At 39.1% G+C, this 19,390-nt stretch carries 20 protein-coding genes; 14 read left to right on the plus strand and 6 right to left on the minus strand.

Features of this window, described 5'->3' with window-relative positions; genetic code table 11:
• Nucleotides 1-131: 131 nt before the first annotated feature.
• The 5 genes from ACY2A0_RS07985 to ACY2A0_RS08005 all read left to right on the plus strand — a co-directional run bounded on the left by ACY2A0_RS07985 (nt 132) and on the right by ACY2A0_RS08005 (nt 5,068).
• Nucleotides 132-1,457 (plus strand): D-alanyl-D-alanine carboxypeptidase/D-alanyl-D-alanine-endopeptidase, encoded by a 1,326-nt coding sequence (locus ACY2A0_RS07985; protein WP_461789033.1) that lies wholly within the window; start codon nt 132-134, stop codon nt 1,455-1,457.
• A 123-nt stretch (nt 1,458-1,580) separates the two neighbouring features.
• A complete protein-coding gene (locus ACY2A0_RS07990) occupies nt 1,581-2,378 on the plus strand; it encodes an alpha/beta hydrolase (protein ID WP_461789034.1) in 798 nt (265 codons plus the stop codon).
• 21 nt (nt 2,379-2,399) lie between these two features.
• Complete coding sequence (locus tag ACY2A0_RS07995) at nt 2,400-3,464, plus strand: glycosyl hydrolase family 18 protein (protein ID WP_461789035.1); 1,065 nt, start codon at nt 2,400-2,402, stop codon at nt 3,462-3,464.
• On the plus strand, nt 3,464-4,516 hold the full coding sequence (locus tag ACY2A0_RS08000; RefSeq protein ID WP_461789036.1) for an aminotransferase class I/II-fold pyridoxal phosphate-dependent enzyme: 1,053 nt from the start codon (nt 3,464-3,466) through the stop codon (nt 4,514-4,516). The genes ACY2A0_RS07995 and ACY2A0_RS08000 overlap by 1 nt, the downstream gene beginning before the upstream one ends.
• Before the next feature lie 24 nt (nt 4,517-4,540).
• Nucleotides 4,541-5,068, plus strand: a complete 528-nt coding sequence (locus ACY2A0_RS08005; RefSeq protein ID WP_461789037.1) for a phosphoglycerate mutase family protein — start codon at nt 4,541-4,543, stop codon at nt 5,066-5,068.
• On the opposite strand, the gene ACY2A0_RS08010 is transcribed toward ACY2A0_RS08005, so the two are convergent.
• Both ACY2A0_RS08010 and ACY2A0_RS08015 read right to left on the minus strand, forming a co-directional pair.
• Entirely contained in the window at nt 5,063-5,749 is a 687-nt protein-coding gene (locus ACY2A0_RS08010) for a M15 family metallopeptidase (RefSeq protein ID WP_461789038.1), read from the minus strand. The genes ACY2A0_RS08005 and ACY2A0_RS08010 overlap by 6 nt on opposite strands.
• A gap of 1 nt (nt 5,750) precedes the next feature.
• Complete coding sequence (locus ACY2A0_RS08015) at nt 5,751-6,977, minus strand: alanine dehydrogenase (RefSeq protein WP_461789039.1); 1,227 nt, start codon at nt 6,975-6,977, stop codon at nt 5,751-5,753.
• A 121-nt stretch (nt 6,978-7,098) separates the two neighbouring features.
• On the opposite strand from ACY2A0_RS08015, the gene ACY2A0_RS08020 reads away from it, so the two are divergent.
• A complete protein-coding gene (locus tag ACY2A0_RS08020; protein ID WP_461789040.1) occupies nt 7,099-8,010 on the plus strand; it encodes a peptidase associated/transthyretin-like domain-containing protein in 912 nt (303 codons plus the stop codon).
• Here ACY2A0_RS08020 and tsaE read toward each other — a convergent pair.
• Together tsaE and porX are read right to left on the minus strand one after the other, a co-directional pair.
• Nucleotides 7,987-8,403, minus strand: a complete 417-nt coding sequence (gene tsaE, locus ACY2A0_RS08025; protein WP_461789041.1) for a tRNA (adenosine(37)-N6)-threonylcarbamoyltransferase complex ATPase subunit type 1 TsaE — start codon at nt 8,401-8,403, stop codon at nt 7,987-7,989. The two genes, ACY2A0_RS08020 and tsaE, sit on opposite strands and share 24 nt — an antisense overlap.
• 96 nt (nt 8,404-8,499) lie before the next feature.
• A complete protein-coding gene (gene porX / locus ACY2A0_RS08030; protein ID WP_461789042.1) occupies nt 8,500-10,050 on the minus strand; it encodes a T9SS response regulator signal transducer PorX in 1,551 nt (516 codons plus the stop codon).
• Nucleotides 10,051-10,215: 165 nt separating this feature from the next.
• On the opposite strand from porX, the gene ACY2A0_RS08035 reads away from it, so the two are divergent.
• From ACY2A0_RS08035 to ACY2A0_RS08070, 8 genes are all read left to right on the plus strand, one after another.
• On the plus strand, nt 10,216-11,439 hold the full coding sequence (locus tag ACY2A0_RS08035; protein WP_461789043.1) for an HD domain-containing protein: 1,224 nt from the start codon (nt 10,216-10,218) through the stop codon (nt 11,437-11,439).
• Between the two features lie 104 nt (nt 11,440-11,543).
• Nucleotides 11,544-12,617 (plus strand): UDP-3-O-(3-hydroxymyristoyl)glucosamine N-acyltransferase, encoded by a 1,074-nt coding sequence (lpxD, locus tag ACY2A0_RS08040; RefSeq protein ID WP_461789044.1) that lies wholly within the window; start codon nt 11,544-11,546, stop codon nt 12,615-12,617.
• Nucleotides 12,617-14,035, plus strand: coding sequence for a bifunctional UDP-3-O-[3-hydroxymyristoyl] N-acetylglucosamine deacetylase/3-hydroxyacyl-ACP dehydratase (locus ACY2A0_RS08045; RefSeq protein WP_461789045.1), 1,419 nt, complete (start codon nt 12,617-12,619; stop codon nt 14,033-14,035). The genes lpxD and ACY2A0_RS08045 overlap by 1 nt, the downstream gene beginning before the upstream one ends.
• Entirely contained in the window at nt 14,032-14,817 is a 786-nt protein-coding gene (lpxA, locus tag ACY2A0_RS08050) for an acyl-ACP--UDP-N-acetylglucosamine O-acyltransferase (protein WP_113638158.1), read from the plus strand. Before ACY2A0_RS08045 ends, lpxA begins: the two co-directional genes overlap by 4 nt.
• Nucleotides 14,818-14,823: 6 nt before the next feature.
• On the plus strand, nt 14,824-15,441 hold the full coding sequence (locus ACY2A0_RS08055; RefSeq protein ID WP_461789046.1) for an ABC transporter ATP-binding protein: 618 nt from the start codon (nt 14,824-14,826) through the stop codon (nt 15,439-15,441).
• A 153-nt stretch (nt 15,442-15,594) separates the two neighbouring features.
• Entirely contained in the window at nt 15,595-16,155 is a 561-nt protein-coding gene (efp, locus tag ACY2A0_RS08060; protein ID WP_461789047.1) for an elongation factor P, read from the plus strand.
• A gap of 155 nt (nt 16,156-16,310) precedes the next feature.
• Nucleotides 16,311-16,877 (plus strand): 5-formyltetrahydrofolate cyclo-ligase, encoded by a 567-nt coding sequence (locus tag ACY2A0_RS08065; RefSeq protein ID WP_461789048.1) that lies wholly within the window; start codon nt 16,311-16,313, stop codon nt 16,875-16,877.
• Between the two features lie 38 nt (nt 16,878-16,915).
• Nucleotides 16,916-17,077 carry a hypothetical protein gene (locus ACY2A0_RS08070; RefSeq protein ID WP_461789049.1) on the plus strand — a complete coding sequence of 54 codons (162 nt, stop codon included), beginning with the start codon at nt 16,916-16,918 and terminating at the stop codon, nt 17,075-17,077.
• Here the strand turns inward: ACY2A0_RS08070 and ACY2A0_RS08075 are convergent.
• Together ACY2A0_RS08075 and hutI are read right to left on the minus strand one after the other, a co-directional pair.
• On the minus strand, nt 17,074-18,105 hold the full coding sequence (locus ACY2A0_RS08075) for a formimidoylglutamase (protein ID WP_461789050.1): 1,032 nt from the start codon (nt 18,103-18,105) through the stop codon (nt 17,074-17,076). The two genes, ACY2A0_RS08070 and ACY2A0_RS08075, sit on opposite strands and share 4 nt — an antisense overlap.
• A complete protein-coding gene (gene hutI / locus ACY2A0_RS08080; RefSeq protein ID WP_461789051.1) occupies nt 18,098-19,336 on the minus strand; it encodes an imidazolonepropionase in 1,239 nt (412 codons plus the stop codon). The genes ACY2A0_RS08075 and hutI overlap by 8 nt, the downstream gene beginning before the upstream one ends.
• Between the last annotated feature and the right edge of the window lie 54 nt (nt 19,337-19,390).

Genomic DNA, 19,390 nt, shown 5'->3' on the forward strand with positions numbered 1-19,390 from the left:
ATTTTTAAATAATATTTGGTTTTTCAAGCCGTTCATCAAACTAAATTAATAAATTAGGGGCACAAACATTAAAGTCCAAGAAATTTCAAAGTTAAGGTTTGCGAAATACTGCAACATTTACTCCCTAAATTATGAACAAAGTTAGCCTTAAAAATATGCTGTTAATTGTAATAGCTATTTCGTTTGCCGCCTTACAGTCTTGCAAAACAAATCAGGTAATTTCTCGTAAAGTAGCAAAGCAATTTAAACATAATGATACGTTGAAAAAATATCAGGTAGGTTTTGCTTTGTATGATATGGAAAAAGGACAGATGTTATTCCAAAAAGATGCCGAAAAGTATTTCGTGCCTGCTTCCAATACGAAATTGTTTACTTTTTACGCTGGACTTAAAACCTGTCCAGATTCTATCCCATCGTTACGTTATATAGAAACCGGCGACTCGTTGATATTTTGGGGCACCGGAGATCCATCTTTACTACATACTGTTTTAAAAGGCACCAAAGCTATCGAACTGTTAAAACAAAGTAATAAGAAACTGTTTTTTGCTAATAACAGATTTACCGGCAACTTTTTCGGGCGTGGTTGGAGTTGGGATGATTACAATGAATATTACCAGCCAGAAATTTCGGAACTACCGTTGTTTGATAATGTCGTTTCAATTGACAATAAGGGAGGTGAGTTAAACATTTTGCCTAAAACACTTAAATCTTGCTTTGCAATAGATTCAAATAGCAAGACAAAGAGATTTGAGGTGCGACGAGAGTTTCTCACAAATAAATTTTATTATCCTGCTATTAAACCAGAAACAGGTTACGAACAGCAAGTGCCATATAAAACGTCTACTGCGCTTACGCTGGCCCTGCTGTCCGATACGCTTAAAAAAGAAGTGCGTTTAACCAGTTATCCTATGCCTCAACAAGCAAAAAGGATTTATAGTTCTAAAAGTGACGACGTTTTTAAACAGTTGATGCTCCCGTCAGATAACTTTATTGCCGAGCAGTTATTATTGACTTATGGAGACCAATTGGGATTAGAGATGAATAGTGCCAAAATCATTACGACATTACAAGAAAAGTACTTGAAAGATTTGCCAGACAAACCAAGATGGGTTGATGGTTCGGGTCTTTCTAGAGTAAATCTATTCACGCCGCGGTCAATCATCAAATTGCTGGAAATGATATACAAGGAAGTAAATAATCAGGAACGTTTGTTTAGTATGATGCCGGCAGGGGGCAAGGCCGGAACTTTACGAAATGCTTATCCAAAAACAGATAACCCTTTCGTATTTGCTAAAACAGGTACGCTTTCTGGCGTTCATAATCAAAGTGGTTATATCATTACTGGTAAAGGGAAGCTGTTGCTTTACTCATTTATGAATAACAACTACGTTGAGTCAACTGCAGATGTGAGAAAACAGATGGTTAACATGGTCACTTATATACACGACAACTTTTAATGCTGCTTTATGCAACATGAAGCGATTTTTGCTGTAAAACCTTGTTTTTTAACGAAGTGTATTTGCGGGTTATTGCGTTTTTAAAAAAATATTGTTAATATTACCTTTAAATTAGCTAAAACTATGAAATCAACGCTTTGCGCATTGTTAGTATTTTTATGTTTAAAGGCAAACGCTCAAGAGCAATTGATTTACAATAGTAAGTTTTTGTCGAAGCCAGATACGGTTTGGGTATTTAAACCTCAAAACAGGCCACAAACGGAAACACTACCAATGATTTTCCTATTACATGGCTACGGTGGCAGTTATAAGCAATGGCATACCATTATGGATGCGCAGAAATATGCCAACGAGTACGGGTTTATAATTGTATGCCCCGACGGGTTATATCAAAGCTGGTACATTAACAGTCCGGTTAAAAAAGATTGGCAATACGAGTCATTTTTTTTCGATGAGCTTTTTCCTGATATGTTGAAACGGTTTAAGCCAGACGAAAAAAAGATCATGATATCTGGACTGAGCATGGGAGGACATGGAGCTTTATATTTCTTTATTAAACGCCCCGATCTTTTTATGAGTGCTGGTAGTACTAGTGGAGGCGTACAGCTTACAGATGCTTTTGGAAAATATGGCCTAGGTGATTTGTTGGGCAATCCGCCCAAAGAAGATGAGCTTTGGAAGAGATACGCGGTGATCAATAACATTGATAAGCTAGCAGCGGTTAACAAACCTTTCATATTCGATTGCGGTGCCGCGGATTTTTTTTACCAATCAAACAATGAACTTAAGCAGAAATGTGATCAATTGAAACTTAAGGCTACCTATATTTCTCAGCCAGGAGCACATAACAAGGCTTATTGGGCTAAATCTATCAAACAACAATTCGACTATTTTAATCGGCTACTCATAGAACCTAAGTAACTTAAACTAAACAAGTAAACAATGAAGAAACCATTACTTTATTTATTGACAGCAGCAGCTTTTCTGGCGTCATGTAGCAAAAAAAGTGATCCGGAACCTACGCCAGAACCCACACCTACTCCAGTTACACCCGTAACACCTTACGAGCCCGATAACAGTTTTAAAATAGTAGCTTATATGCCAAGTTATCAGGATCCCGCAAAGGTAACAGATGCGAAATATAAAATGGTTACCCATCTGCTTTACTCTTTTTTAAGTCCAAATGTTGCTGCAGACGGTTCGCTAAATGCCTTGCCCGAAGCTGCAAGATTTTCTACCGTTAGGGCGAAGGCCAAAGCATTTAATGTTAAATTTGGCGTTTCAATTGGTGGGGCTGAATCAAAACAGGAAACCTTTGCTGCTATTGCCCAATCAACTACTGCTCGAGCAAATTTTATTAAAAATGTAGTAAACTTTGCTAAAAATAATAACATAGATGGCATAGATATGGATTGGGAATATCCTCGAACAACCAGTACTACAGATGTAAACCCTAATGCAAGCTACACTTTGTTAATGAAGGAGTTAAGTGCAGAACTACATAAAAATAATAAGTTTTTAAGCGCTTCTATTACTCCAGGAGTTTATGTTTCAAGTAATAGGCATGCTATTTCGCCCGAAGTTTATCCATATGTGGACTTTTTTAATATCATGCAATATGATGGCGGCGTAGGTTATGATTCGGCCGAGCCCCTTAATCACGCTTCAATGAAAATGACCGAAGCCAGTTTGACTTTTTGGCTTACTACCAAAGGCATGCCTAAGGAAAAAGCAATTTTAGGAATGCCGTGCTATGGAAGGGACGGTAGCGGTGCCGCTATCAGTTATACTTCCATCATAGCTTCATCTAAAGCCAATGCAAATGTTAACTCGGCAAGGGTGGGTGTTACTGATTATGGGTATAATGGAATTCCAATGGTGAAGCAAAAAACCCAAATGGCTAAAGACAGATGTAATGGTATAATGTTTTGGGAGTTTGCTCAAGATACCGTTGACGACACTTCGTTAATTAAAGCTGCAAATGATCAGTTGGGACGAGCATACTAATGCAAAACGGATTCGATAAATTAAATCAACCGCTATCATCTAGCCTGAATTTAAATGGGCAAAAATATCTTTATTTTGGGGGAACTGCATACTTGGGCATCCCTCAAAATAAGGAATTTATAAACTTGTACCTTAAGGGAATTGAACTTTTTGGCCTAAATAATGGAACTAGCAGGGGCAACAATGTTCAATTAGGAATTTACAACGAAGCAGAAGCCTTTGCGGCACATAAGTTTGGCGCCGAAGCAGCACTGATCACATCTAGCGGATATCTCGCCGCACAGCTCACCGTTACCACATTTGCGAAAAAAAGAGAGGTAAGGTATGCTCCAGATACGCACCCAGCACTTTGGATTGACGAAAAGCCAGCTCAACAACAAACTTTTGAGCAATGGAGTAGCGAAATTGTAAAAGAAATTAATGGAAATTCAGCAACGAGTTGGCTGTTGCTGAGTAACTCGGTGAATAACTTATTTCCCGAGATTTACAGTTTCGACTTCATAAGCAATATCAGCCCCGATAAAGATGTTATTTTAATCATCGATGATTCTCATGGCATCGGGATGATTAACGGCGGTACTGGCGTATTAAGCGCTATTTCGAGCCAAGGAAATGTAGATGTGGTGGTAGTGGCATCGATGGCTAAAGCCTTGGGATTGGATGCAGGAATCGTATTAGGTTCATCTAAATCCATAAATACGCTAAAATTAGGAAATGAATTTTATGGCGCATCGCCGCCTTCTGCTGCGGGATTGTATGCTTTTATGCAAGCAGCGCCAATTTACAAATCAGCTTATTTAAAGCTCCAACAAAACATTGGAACATTTGTCGAAAATGTCAAAAATTCGAGTGATTGGAGAGCTGTCGAACACTTTCCTGTTTTTTTAAGTCCGCAAGCGGGCATAGAAAAACACTTAATGCAAGAAAAAATTTTAATTTCGTCTTTTCCGTATCCTGATAAAGATGGAGCGCCATTAAACCGCGTTGTAATTTCTAGTTGGCATGATGATGCCGACATATTGAAACTAGTGGAGGCATTGGCAAACAAGTAGGAATGTTAACTCAAAAACGAAAAGATGAAAAAAGTATTAGTGTTATTGGTGTTGGCTGTAGGTTTGCAGCAAACTATATATGCGCAAAAAGTGTTAAAAGTTTGGGTAGTGAGGCATGCTGAAAAGGATACCAAAAACCCTAAAGATCAAGACCCTGATTTGTCTGAAATAGGAGCAAAGCGTGCAGAAGCGCTTAAAAAGGAGCTAAAAGGACAAAGGATAGACTCCATTTTTTCTACTGACTATAAACGAACCAAACTCACAGGTTTTCCATTAGCCGACATTACTGGGATCAACATAAAAACGTACGATCCTTCAAAAGTAGATGTACTGATCAAGTCCTTAAAAATGAATGCCCAAGGCAAGAAGATTCTAATTATCGGTCATTCTAATACCGTTTTAGAAATAATAGAAGCTTTTGGCGGTAAAAGACCTTTGGATAAACTTACAGATAATGATTATAGCTATTTGTTTTCCCTGACCATAAAAGGGAATAAAGTTGATGTAAAGACAGAAAAATATGGCGACAAAGAACCTGTACGGGAGCTATAGTTTTTCGAAGGGAATATCCATCAGGTCGTAATCTTGCCAACCTAAAAAGTCAAAGTGCCACCATTCGTTGTAGATTACCTTGAAGCCGTGTGCCTCCATGGTGGAGATCAAGAAATCGCGATTTTTAATAATATTGGGTGGCAGATCAGTAAATTTTGATGCCGCTGCAGCCTCAAAACTATCATAAGGTGTTGGCATTGGCACATCTTTGCCTGTTTTTAAATCAATAATGCTTAAATCAACGGCACAGCCTCTGTTGTGCTTTGATCCTTTAGCCGGGTTAGCAACGAAATTCTTATCACTGGCCTTTTCGTAAAACGATACGGTTACAGCATACGGGCGGTAAGCATCAAAAATTTTAAGTCCGTAGCCTTTTTTCTTCAACTCCGCTTGGATTAGCTTCAGCTTTTCTACCACTGGCCTCCGGGCAAACGCTCTTGCTTGCTTGTACATTATTTGCCCCATAAAATTGTTTCTGGTGGCATATCTGATATCAAGCACTACGGAAGGAATTGCTTTTTTAATCTCTATAAGTTCCAAATTTGTATTTTTGGCTACAGCGGCTTTATAAATTTTGTAGTCGTTAACCACATTTAAACCATAAGGGTTTTGTGCGTTCTTTTGCGCACATGAACTAAAGCTAAGACAAGCTAAAAAAAGCAGTAAAACATTTGTTTTCATATTACTGATTAGAAAGTACGAGAAGCTCTAAATCTTTATAGGGCAAATTGTACATCGTAGCCAAATCCTTATTGGTAATATGACCTTGATAGCAGTACAATCCATCCCTAATTCCAGGCCTGTTCCATACCATATTCATCAAGCCACCCATATCACCAATGTCTACTAAAATTGGAGCAAAAATATTGGTTAAAGCATAAGAAGCGGTACGTGGTACTCTCGAAGCAATATTTGGTACGCAATAATGAATCACATCATGTTTTACAAAAACAGGTGCTTTATGGTTAGTTACTTCCGAAGTTTCAAAACATCCACCTTGGTCAATGCTCACATCAACCACTACCGAGTGTGGTTTCATTTTAGCAACGGTATCTTCCATTACCAAACAAGGACTGCGGCCGTGTTCAGAGCGTATGGCTCCAATTACTACATCGCAAGTAGTGATGGCTTTTTTGAGAACCACTGGCTGCATTACCGAGGTAAAGACGCGGTTGCCTAAGTTGTTTTGTAAACGGCGTAGCTTGAAAATCGAACTATCGAAAACCTTTACTTCAGCGCCTAAAGATAATGCAGTTCTTGCGGCGTATTCACCTACTGTACCAGCGCCCAAAATCACAATTTCTGTTGGTGGTACACCAGTAAATCCTCCCAACATCAAACCTTTCCCTCCAAAGGCACTGCTCAGATATTCTGCAGCGATAAATATTGACGTAGCGCCTACTATTTCGCCCATGGCACGTACTACGGTCAGCACATTACCTTCATCACGGATATTTTCAAAACAAAGCGCATTGATTTTTTTGCCCAACAAGGCTTTCAACACTTCTGCTTTTAAGGTTCCAACTTGTAAGGCCGAAATTAAGGTTTGGCCTTTGTGCATCAACTCAATTTCTTCTAGTGTGGGTGGAGCTATTTTTACGATGATATCGGCAGCCCAAACATCTTTTTTGTTGAAAATGATTTGCGCTCCTTGTTCGCTATAATCTTTGTCGCTAAAGTTTGCACCATTCCCAGCACCGCTTTCTAGCAAAACTTTATGTCCATTATTTACCAAAAGTGCCACAGAAAGCGGTGTTAAAGCTATCCTGCATTCTTGATATGAAGTTTCTTTTGGGATGCCAATAAATAAGCTATTGCTTTTCTTTCCGGTTTCTAGCATTGCTTCTTGGGTTTGCATCAACCCTCTTTTAGCAATGGCAGCCATTTCGTCGCGTAATCCTGTAGCCATTATTTATGGTGTAGTTTGAAAAATTGAAGATACGAAAAATAACTTCTAATTGATATGCTGAAAATCACAGCAATTAAAAATTCTAATCGTTATTATTGCAGTTATCAAATACCGCTACTTTATGAAACAAATCTATTTAATAGGCTGTTTGGGCTTTTTTTTATTTCCATTCAGCTCCTTTGCGCAAATCTTTGTGCTTGATGCCGCCTCCAAGCTGCCCATTGTAAATGCAACTATTTCAGACGGGGATCAAAATGTCCTTAAAATAACAGATGAAAGAGGGGCTTTTGATTTGGCTGAGGTCAAAATATCGCAGCCTAAAAAACTAATAATTACTTCCATAGGCTATCAAAAGCGTAACGTTGATATTGGTAGTCTAAAAAATATCGACAGCATATATTTAACGCCGGCAGTTTATGACCTGAGAGAAGTTAGCATAACATCAAAAAAGTACCGCAAGCATTTAGTTGGTGGTGGAATGACCTTGTTCCACGGCGATAATCATTATGGAAGTTATGCATATGAAGAGGCTAGGTTTTTTCCAAACGATTATGATAAAGGCAGTAAAATTATTGCAGTTCAGTATTTTGTTGTCGCAAAACAGCCATTTCAAAAAAAAACTAATGTTGATTTGAATAATGTTTTTGGTGTAGCTGTTTATGAAGCCAATGCCGATGGAAGCCCAGGAAAACCAGTGTTAACAGAAGAGATTTTGGTAAAAGCGGAAAAACATGCTGAATGGGTAGTTGTAAACTTAGAGCAATATCAACTTCCCGTACCAGAGTATGGTTTTGTGGTTGGATTTAAAATTTTCCCAGCTTCATTTTATGGCCAAAAAAATGGATTTGTTAAGTATGAAAATATGGTTACGCCAAAGCTAGCGATTAAAACCTACTTAAGAAAAAGCGACGACTCTTGGCGACGAAACTTGATCAGAAATAGCAGATGGCAAAAAGATGACAGGTCGCATTTTGGTATTAGGGCAATGATTGCGAACCAAAATAACGAGTTAATATTTGATGAACTCGAATAACCGTTGCTCATTGCCAGTAACGGTTATTTGAACTTTGATATACTCGTCTGGCATTAATTCCTCCACTTTTGAAGGCCATTCAATTAAGCAGTAGTTGCCGCTGTAAAAATATTCTTCGTAGCCAATATCGTAAGCTTCGCGGAGGCTTTTTAGTCTATAAAAATCAAAGTGATAGATAGGGCCAAATTCACTTTCATATTCATTGACGATAGAAAATGTTGGGCTGCTTACCACATCTTCCACACCTAAGGTTTCGCAAAGCGATTTGATGAAAGTGGTTTTGCCAGCACCCATATCGCCATCGAAAATGAAGAATTTTTGCTCGCCAGCAAATTCCATTAATGCTTTGGCGACTTGATGCAATTCAGCCGGACTATTGATAGTAATCTGCATTTTAATATAAAATTCAAATATAATTTAAGCTCAAAGTAAGTTCTCTTCACAGTTCTCTCCCTTTTGGGGAGAGATGCCCAACGGGCAGAGAGGGGTTTATTTTGAGGTGTAAGTCACAATTGGAATAATCATCTCCTCCATTGATATACCTCCATGCTGGAAAGTTTCGTTGTAATAGTTCACAAACTGGTTATAGTTGTTCTGATAAACGAAATATTGATCTTCCTTAGCAAAAATGTAATTAGAGCTAATGTTCACTTTTGGCAGTTTTGCTTGATGCGGATCTTTAATCAGAAATACTTCCTTAGGATTGTAATTTAGGTTTTTGCCCTGTTTGTAACGTAAATTGGTGTTGGTACTTCTATCTCCAATTACTTTACTCGGCGTTTTAACCCTAATCGTACCGTGATCTGTAGTTATGATTAGTTTGATGCGATGCTGCGACAATTTTTTAATCAGCTCCAATAATGGCGAGTGTTCAAACCAAGATAAAGTCAATGATCTGTAGGCCGCATCATCATTAGCTAGCTCCCTAATCATCTGCATATCTGTACGGGCATGCGAAAGCATATCCACGAAGTTAAACACAATGGCATTAAACTCGTTGTGCATTAAGTTGTTCACTTGGTCAAGCAAATCCTTGCCCTGATCAAAAGTCAATATTTTATGATAACTAAACTTACAGTCTTTTCGTAGGCTGCGTTTAATCTGATCATCTAAAAAAGTTTCTTCATGCAAGTTTTTGCCACCTTCGTCATCGTCATTTTGCCACAATGAGGGGAAGCGCTTTTCCATGTCCAAAGGCGTAAGTCCCGAAAAAATTGCATTCCGAGCATACTGTGTTGCTGTTGGCAAAATACTCGAATAGGTATCTTCTTCTTCTAATCGGAAATGTTCGCTAATTAAAGGGTTGATGATTTTCCACTGATCATAACGCAGGTTATCTATCAAAATAAAAAATACTGGCGTGTTGCTGTTGATCAACGGAAAAACCTTTTTCTTCAATAGTTCGTGGGAAAATAGCGGCGCATCTGCGCTTCCGTTAATCCAATCGATGTAGTTATTTTCCACAAATTTAGAGTACTGCATATTGGCTTCCGCTTTTTGCATGGTCAAAATTTCATGCATCTGCGGATCGTCCAATTTTTCTAACTCCAGTTCCCAAAAAATCAGCTTTTTATACACATCAACCCACTCCTCGTAACTCAATTTATCATTGAGCGTCATTCCAATATTCCTGAAATCTTGTTGATAGGCCGAAGAAGTTTTCTCACTTACCAAACGTTTATTGTCAATTAGTTTTTTGATGGTAAGCAATACCTGCTTTGGATTAACCGGCTTAATCAAGTAGTCATCGATTTTAGAGCCAATGGCATCTTCCATCAAATTTTCCTCTTCACTTTTGGTAATCAGCACAACGGGCACGTCTCGTATATTTTTGATAGCAGAAAGTGTTTCCAAGCCTGTAAGGCCCGGCATATTCTCATCGAGGAAAACCAAATCAAAATGTTCCTTACCAAAAGCCTCTAATGCATCATTTCCGTTGGTAAAAGTGCTAACCGCGTAGCCTTTTTCGTTCAGTAATAAAATATGAGGTTTTAGTAAGTTTATTTCATCATCGGCCCATAATATCTTTGTTTCCTGCATTTTATGTTCTTTTTATGTAATTTGAAAGATTAAAAAGCGTTCAGCTTTTCTACTGTCGATAAAATTAGCAATTTTTGTACCGCAATAATCATAGTTGGCAGTTTTTAGTTTACAGTTGGCAACGATCCAACATTTTAACCTTGCAACGTGCCAACAAATTAGAGAATGAACAAAAAGAAAATAATTAACGACCCGGTTTATGGGTTCATCACTATACCGTCAGAGCTCGTTTTCGATTTGATCTCTCACCGTTATTTCCAACGTTTGAGGTATATCAAGCAGTTGGCGATGACCCACATTGTTTATCCAGGAGCGCTAAATACCAGGTTTCATCATGCTTTAGGGGCGATGCACTTAATGAGCTTAGCCTTAGAAGTGCTTAAAAACAAAGGTCATGAAATAAGTCCAGAGGAAGAGGAAGCGGCAACCATTGCCATCTTACTTCACGACATTGGCCACGGGCCATTTTCACATGCTTTGGAGCATACTTTGGCCCACGGAATTAGACACGAAGATATTTCCTTATTAATGATGGACAAGCTCAACGATGAGTTTGGAGGTAGGCTAAACACCGCTATTCAGATTTTTAGAGGCAAGTACCACCGCAAGTTTTTCTGCCAATTAATTTCAGGACAGGTTGATTTGGATAGAATGGACTACCTTAACCGAGATAGTTTTTATACCGGGGTTAGCGAGGGCGTAATCAGTTTCGACCGCATCATCAAAATGTTCAATATTGTTGATGATCAGTTGGTGGTGGAAGAAAAAGGCATCTACTCTGTAGAAAAGTTTTTAATAGCCCGCCGTTTGATGTACTGGCAGGTGTATTTGCATAAAACTGTGGTAGCTGGCGAGCAGCTTTTAGTGAAGATTTTAGAACGTGCCAAAGAGTTAGCGGCTGCGGGAATAACCTTGTTTGCTACGCCAGCGCTACAACACTTCTTGCAAAACGACGTAAATGCCGCAAATTTTTTTGAGGAAGAAATTCACTTACAGCAGTTCTCAAAGCTTGATGATCAGGATATTTATGCGTCAGTGAAAGTATGGGCGGATAGTGACGACGTAATTCTTTCGAAGCTTTGCAAGATGTTAAATGCCAGAAAATTGTATAAAGTAGAGATCAGCAATGAAGCGCCAGATCCACAGCGCTTGCAGCGGTTGGCATTTCAAACTTCGGTTGCCCTAGATATTTCTGAAGAGGATGTGTCGTATTTCGTTTTTACCGACACAATAACCAACCGAGCTTACAATGCTGAGAGCAGTAACATCAATATTTTAATGAAAAATGGCACTTTGTTAGATATCGCAAAAGCGTCGGATTTATCCAATCTAGAGTCGCTTGACAAAACCGTTAAGAAGCACATACTCTGTTACGTTAGAGGGATTTAGCAATTTTTAACAAAATAATGAGCCAAAAAACCCGTTAATTCGTCTCACAACATTAGTGATTATTGATAATTTGTTCATATCAATTTAACATTTAACTTTGTAACATGCAATTTACTGCCAAGCAGATAGGCGAATTTTTAAATGGAACGGTAGAAGGCGACGAGAACGCTAAAGTAAGTACGCTTTCTAAAATAGAGGATGGTGCTGCTGGCTCGCTCTGTTTTTTATCAAATCCTAAATATGAAAACTATTTATATACTACAGCTGCCTCTGTAGTGATAGTTTCGCAAGATTTTGTTGCAACGCAACCTGTTAAAAGCACATTGGTAAAGGTTAAGGATCCTTACAGTGCTTTTTCTGTTTTGCTGGATAAATACAATGAATTTGCCAATGCCTCTGAAAACGAGGTGGGTATCCACAGTTCTTCTTACGTTCATCCATCGGCAAAAATTGGTAAAAACGTGTACATTGGCCCGTTTTGTTGCATTGAGGAAAATGTAGAAATTGGCGACGGCTGTAAGCTAAACGCACAAACTTTTATAGGTGCCAATAGCACTTTGGGAAAAAACTGCGTGTTATATCCTGGAGTAAAAATCTACAAACGTTCTGTATTGGGCAATAGCGTAATTATCCATTCTAATACTGTTATTGGTAGCGATGGTTTTGGATTTGCACCACAAGCGGACGGCTCTTACAATAAAATTGCTCAGATTGGCAATGTTGTGATTGAGGATGATGTAGAAATTGGCGCTAATACAGCAATTGATAGGGCAACAATGGGTTCTACATTTGTGCGTAAAGGCGTGAAATTAGATAACTTGATACAAATTGCGCATAACGTAGAAGTTGGCGCACATACTGTTGTTGCCGCTCAAACGGGTATTTCTGGAAGTACTAAGTTAGGTTCCAATTCTGTAATTGGAGGCCAAGTGGGCATCGCAGGACATTTAAATTTAGGTAACAAAACTCAAATTGGCGCTCAGGCAGGAATAAATTTTGATACCGAAGAAAATAAACAATGGCACGGTAGCCCGGCACAGCCTTTGAAAGAATGGATGCGCTCAACCGTGATTTTTAAAAAGTTGCCAGAGGTTGATAAAAGAGTAAGAGAGTTAGAAGCCCAAATTGCAGCGCTCAAAACTCTTGTAGAGAAAATGACAACAACACAAACACCATAATGAACGTTAAACAAAGAACTATAAAAGGCGAGATATCAGTTAAAGGGGTAGGACTACATACAGGAGCTAATGTAACTTTAACATTTTGTCCAGCACCAGAAAATCATGGATTTAAATTTCAGAGAATTGATTTGCCTGGTGAGCCAATTGTTGACGCCGATTGCGATAATGTAACGGATACGGCAAGAGGCACTACTATTACCCAGAATGGTGCCAGCGTAAGTACCGTTGAACACGTTATGGCTGCTTTAGTTGGAATGGATTTGGATAATGTGTTGGTGAAGCTAAATGGTCCTGAAACGCCAATTATGGATGGTAGTTCAATTAAGTTCATTGAAGCGCTTGAGCAAGTTGGTGTTTCTGTTCAACATGCTGATAGAGAATACTATACCATTCCTCACAATATTACTTACACTGAGCCTGATAGAAGTGTTGAAATTGTAGCAATGCCTTTGGACGACTATCGCTTCACTTGTATGATTGACTATAATTCTCCGGTTTTGGGAAGTCAGCATGCCGGGATTTCAACCATCAGTGAGTTTAAAAAGGAAATTGCCTCCTGCAGGACTTTTTGCTTTTTGCATGAGCTAGAATATCAACTTCAAAATAATCTCATTAAAGGCGGCGATTTAAACAACGCTATTGTGATTGTGGATAAGGAGGTGACTAAAGATGAGTTGAGCCACTTAGCTAAAATCTTTAATAGAGAAGAAATTGATGTAGCTCCCCAAGGGATTTTAAATAACATGGAGCTGCGTTATCAAAATGAGCCTGCCCGCCATAAATTGCTAGATATGATTGGCGATTTAGCCTTGGTTGGGATGCACTTGAAAGGCCATATCATGGCGGCAAGGCCAGGTCACGCGGCAAATGTTGCTTTCGCAAAAAAAATTAAGGCAGCTATCAAAAAAGATAAAGGCAAGAAAAAACTTAATGCCTACGATATCAATGCCAAGCCACTTTTTGATGTGGTAGATATCATGAAAATTTTGCCCCACAGGCAACCATTTTTATTTGTGGACAAAGTACTAGAGCTTACCAAAACACACGTAGTGGGACTAAAAAATGTGTCCATGAACGAGGAGTTTTTTAAAGGACATTTCCCGGGAGCTCCCGTTTTTCCAGGTGTGATACAGATTGAAGCAATGGCGCAAACTGGCGGAATTTTAGTGCTTAGCACCGTTCCCGATCCTGAAAATTACCTTACTTACTTTTTGAAAATCGACAATGTACGTTTTAGATCTCAGGTAATGCCTGGTGATACTATTGTGTTTAGGTGCGATTTGATGGAGCCAATTAGAAGAGGGATTGCGCAAATGAAAGGTGTAGGAATGGTTGGTGAAAAGGTTGTTGTAGAGGCTGAAATGATGGCGCAAATTGTAAAAGTTAAAGATAACGAAACCACCACTATTAAATGATACAACCATTAGCATATATACATCCGCAAGCAAAAATTGCCGATAACGTAGTAGTTGAACCTTTTGCAGTAATACACAAAGATGTAGAAATTGGCGAAGGCACATGGATTGGATCTAACGTGGTGATCATGGATGGCGCCCGCATTGGTAAAAATTGTAGGATTTTTCCAGGTTCGGTAATCTCAGGGGTGCCGCAGGATTTAAAGTTTGCCGGAGAAATCACCACCGCTGAAATTGGTGATAACACTACAATCCGAGAGTGTGTAACCGTTAACCGCGGCACAAAGGATAAGTGGAAAACGGTAATTGGAAGCAATTGCTTAATCCAGGCTTATTCACACATCGCACATGATTGCCAGGTGGGCAACAACTGCATCTTTTCAAACAGTACCACTTTGGCAGGTCATATTACCATTGGTGATTATGTGGTTTTAGCGGGTTTGGTAGCGATTCACCAGTTTGTAAAAGTAGGTTCGCATGCGTTCGTTACAGGCGGTTCATTAGTGCGTAAAGATGTTCCTCCTTACGTGAAAGCTGCTCGTGAGCCACTGTCTTATGTCGGGATCAATTCCGTAGGTCTACGTCGTAGAGGATTTTCTTCTAATCAAATCAACGAGATACAGGAAATTTACCGTGTACTTTTTGTGAAGAACAACAATGTAACCAAGGCACTGGATATGATTGAAGCCGAATTCCAACCCACAGAAATCAGAGATGAAATCGTTGACTTTATACGCAACTCTAATAGGGGCGTAATGAGAGGTTTTGGCACAGGCGGATAATTCAACATGCAAATAACGCTAGAGAATTTAGGTAGGCGATTCAATAGGGAGTGGATCTTTAAAGGGATCGACTATACTTTTTCTTCAGAAAATAAATATGCTATTTTGGGGCCAAATGGTTCGGGAAAGTCTACTTTGCTAAGTGTATTGTTGGGCAGCTTGACACCCTCGGAAGGAAAAATTAGCTATGCACACGACAAAGCGCTAACAGCAGAACAGATATTTAACCACGTAAGCTTAGCAGCGCCATACTTGGATTTGGTGGAAGAATTTACCTTACAGGAAACCATCGACTTCCATTTTCAATTTAAAAAATACCAGATGGGGCTTAATGCTTCCAGCGTACTTGATTTATTGGCATTAAACAAGGCAGAGGACAAGCCGCTGAAGTATTTCTCTTCCGGAATGAAGCAGCGCACCAAGCTGGTGTTGGCATTTTGTTCCGATACGCCAATTTTGGTTTTAGACGAACCCACTTCTAATTTAGATGCTCAAGGTAATCAATGGTATTTGGAATTAGTGGAGAAATTTGCCAAAAATAGATTAGTTTTGGTGGGATCTAATCAGCCTTATGAGTATGAGTTTTGTGAACACAGGCTGAATATACTAGATTACAAAACGTAAAAAAATAATGATAAATGTGTTAAAATATGAGTTTAAATCATTTAGAAGCACGACAAAAAAATATTTTAAAATCACTATTGTTTAATTAAAAAATAGTCTATACCTTTGCGGCACGAAATGAGGCCGAGATTATAGGCGTAAATTTCAAAGAAAATGGCAAAAGCATCTGATATTAAAAATGGAAATATTCTTCGCTTTAACGGAGAATTGATACAGGTAGAAGAGTTTATTCACCGTACGCCAGGAAATTTAAGAGCTTTCTATCAAGCAAAAATGCGTAACGTAAAAACCGGTAAATTGGTTGAATATCGTTTCCGTGTTGACGAAGAGGTAGAAATTTGCCGTGTAGAGACCAACGATTATCAATATTTGTACGAAGATGGTACTTTCTTGGTAATTATGGACAACACTAGTTACGAACAATACAATGTGCCAAAGTTTTTATTTGGTGAAGGTGTAAAGTTCTTGAAAGAAGGAATGAACGTAATTGTTGCTTTCGAAAGTGAAGAACCAATTATGGCTCAGTTGCCTCAAAACGTAGAGTTGGAAATTACCTACACTGAGCCTGCAGTAAAAGGCAATACTTCAACAAATGCGCAAAAATATGCAACTGTTGAAACTGGAGTTGAAATACGTGTACCAATGTTTATTAACCAAGGCGATAAAGTTAAGGTTGACACCAAAACAGGGGATTACATAGAAAGAGTAAAATAAATTTTCATAGTTTAGTTTTAGGTTTAGGTTGATTGTGGCTTCGGAGTGGTTCCCGAAGCCATCTTTTTTTATACCTTCGAGAAACTACCGCTGAGCCTAGTCTATTTCTATAGCCTTGCCAGCCCATCTTTGTAGCTTCTAATTATTTAATAGCGATGCTAAAATCAACACTGAGGAAACAAAGCTTACAGCAACGAAAAGCGCTTAGTGAGGATGATTTCTTAGCCCTCAATCAGCTTTTGCTGGCCCAGTTTAAGACTTTGAATTTTGACGGTGTTAATGCGGTTCACGTTTTTTTACCTATTGTTGAGAAAAGAGAGCCAGATACCTTTCTTATGATCAATTGGTTGCAGCAAAATCATCCGCAAATACATGTTGTAGTGCCAAAAGCCAATTTTGATGATCATTCTATGAGCCATCATTTATTCCAAAAAGATGATTTGAAAACGAATGCTTATCAGATATCTGAGCCACAAACCACCAAACCATTTGATGGGAAAATAGACATGGTTTTGGTACCCTTACTGGCATTTGATCTTCGTGGCTACAGGGTTGGCTATGGCAAAGGATTTTACGATAGGTTTCTGTCAGAGATTGAAACCGTTAAAGTAGGCGTTTCCTTATTTGATGTTTTGCAGGAAGAGATTTCGGATGTGCACGATAATGACATTCGTTTGGATTTGTGCATTACACCTAGTGGAATTATAAAAATTGAAATATAATCTCGATACTTGATACTCAAATCTCAATACTTTCAAAAATGGAAAAGGACTTTAGAATTACTACCGCAAAGCAATACGAGGACACTATGATTGCTATTTTTGAGATGCAGGAGCAGGAAGAGCCCTTAACCGCAAAACAGTTGGCCGATATGGAAATTATGGCCAAAGCGGCGCAACGTTACGAAGATGAAGAGCTTTAGGTTAGCTGGTGGCTTCTGATAAAGTCACTAACTAAGAGCGAAATTTTTTTACCAATGCTGTAGTCTGTCTGCCCGTTAGCTAACTGATAGGCGCCTTCGCAGATATGCAAATATTTAAACTTTCTTTGTAGTTGTAGCAACAGTTGTCGCACTTCGTTCAATGTAAAACCGCTGGGTGTGCTTGCACTGGATAGCGTACCTGTGATGCTGTCTAAATCAATTTCTAGCCCTAGCGCTAATTTAGTCCGATTTAAGAGGATTTCTGCGGTTACCCTTAGGTCTTGCTGGTACGCCAATATATCTTCTAAATAAAACGCTTTTACGTTGTCGCTTTGTGCAATGAAATCAAGTTGTGCTTGGGAAATATAGTTTTGATTTAGACCCAATATTCGGTATTGATCTAAAAAGTGATGTTTAATGGCGGTGCTGAATCCGTTTCCACTATGTCTGCCTTCGTCAGGATTTCGCAAATCAGCGTGAGCATCAATATTGAGCACATCTATTTTGGCATTTATCGCTAATGAAACGCCTTTGATAATGGGGTAACAGTTATTGTGGCCCCCGCCAATTACCACAGGGACTTTGCCGGCAGCCACAATGGCGTGGATCATTGGATAAACTAAATCGTCTAGTTGGTTTACGCTTTTGTGCAGGTTTTCTGTATCCTTAGCGCTATTTTCGGGAATGTTGAATTCGCCTAAAACAAGGATGTTTTCGCCTTTAAAAAAAGCATTTTGCTGCATATTAAGTAGGGATTGCAGTGCAGGGCGCCACGCAGTTTGCGCTCCTCCAATGCCATGGTTAGCTCTAACCCCGATGTCTTCTGGAATACCTAAAAGCACAAATTTTGCACTGTACCTTTTGAGCTCATTTATGGAAATTGCTTTGCCAAGTGGCAGGCATTGATTGTCTATTTTTTCATCTGTAGGTTGATATATGGCTACTTTTTCACCGATTTTGGTTTCACCAGTACGTTTATTAACCAGACTTAAAATATCGCTTTGCGAAAAAATACGAAAACTAGGCATGATAAAGCTCCCCATTTAAAATTACATTTTCTATTTGACTTTGTCCAAAACTATAAGGTAAATAAGCTAACGAAGTCATTGGTCGGGTAATAAAAAGGTTGGCTTTCTTGCCAATGGCGATACTCCCTACTTCATGGCTGATTTGCATGGCTGCCGCTCCGTTTAAGGTGGCAGCATTAATAGCTTGCTGCGGGGTCATTTTAAGTTTAATACAACCTAACGACACTACAAAATTCATATTACCTGATGGAGTCGATCCTGGATTATAATCACTTGCTAAAGCAACAATGGCGTTGTTTTCAATCAGTCCTTTAGCGTTGGCAAAAGGGATGTTGATGTAAAAGGAACAGGAAGGGAGTAGCGTAGCGATGGTGCTGCTTTTGCTCAACGTTGTAAGTACTTTATCGTCTGTTTCTTCTAGATGGTCAACGGTTACCGCTTGATGTGCCACGCCAAGTTCTGCAGCTCCAGAAACGGATAACTGATTTGCGTGGATTTTTTGGGGCAAACCGTATTGCGACGCCGCAGTTAAAATTTGAGCGGTTTCCTGCAGATTAAAAAACCCTTTTTCGCAAAAAACATCAATATAATCTGCTAAATTTTCGGCAGCTACTTGTGGCAATAATTCATTAATGATAAGATCAATGTACCCTTGATGGTTGTCTCTAAATACTGAAGGATAAGCGTGTGCCGCAAGCAAAGTAGCTTTAATGGGAATAGGAAAAGCCGCTTTAAGCCTTTTGATGACCCTCAGCATTTTCAGCTCGCTTTCTAAGGTTAGTCCATAACCACTTTTGATTTCTACCGCCCCAGTGCCTTGCTTGATCATATCGATTAGCCTGATGCTTGCACTTTCGAAAAGTTCTTCCTCCGTAGCTTTTTTCAATTTTGCCGCAGAGTTTAAAATTCCACCGCCGGCAGCTGCGATTTCTTCGTAGGTTTTTCCAGCAATTTTAAGTGCAAATTCTTCTTCCCTGGGTGCGGCAAAAACAATATGGGTGTGGCTATCGCACCATGATGGGAATACGAAACGCCCTTCGGCATTTACCACCTCTAAGTTGCCCTCGGGTGTACGTAGATTGCTCATCAATCCAAAATCCTTAATCAAACCGTCCTTTAGCAGCAGCCAAGCATTTTCCAACACGGGAAGTTGGTTTAATTCGCTGCCGCGAAGAAAAAGTTGTTCCTTTGGATGAACGCCAACTAGGGCTTTAATATTGGTTATCAGCATATTTGGTTAACGGTTTAATCGCTTATCGGTTAATTGCTTGGCTGCGGTTAAACA

Origin of the sequence: Pedobacter sp. (genome assembly GCF_965249885.1) — a bacterium.
Classification (GTDB): domain Bacteria; phylum Bacteroidota; class Bacteroidia; order Sphingobacteriales; family Sphingobacteriaceae; genus Pedobacter.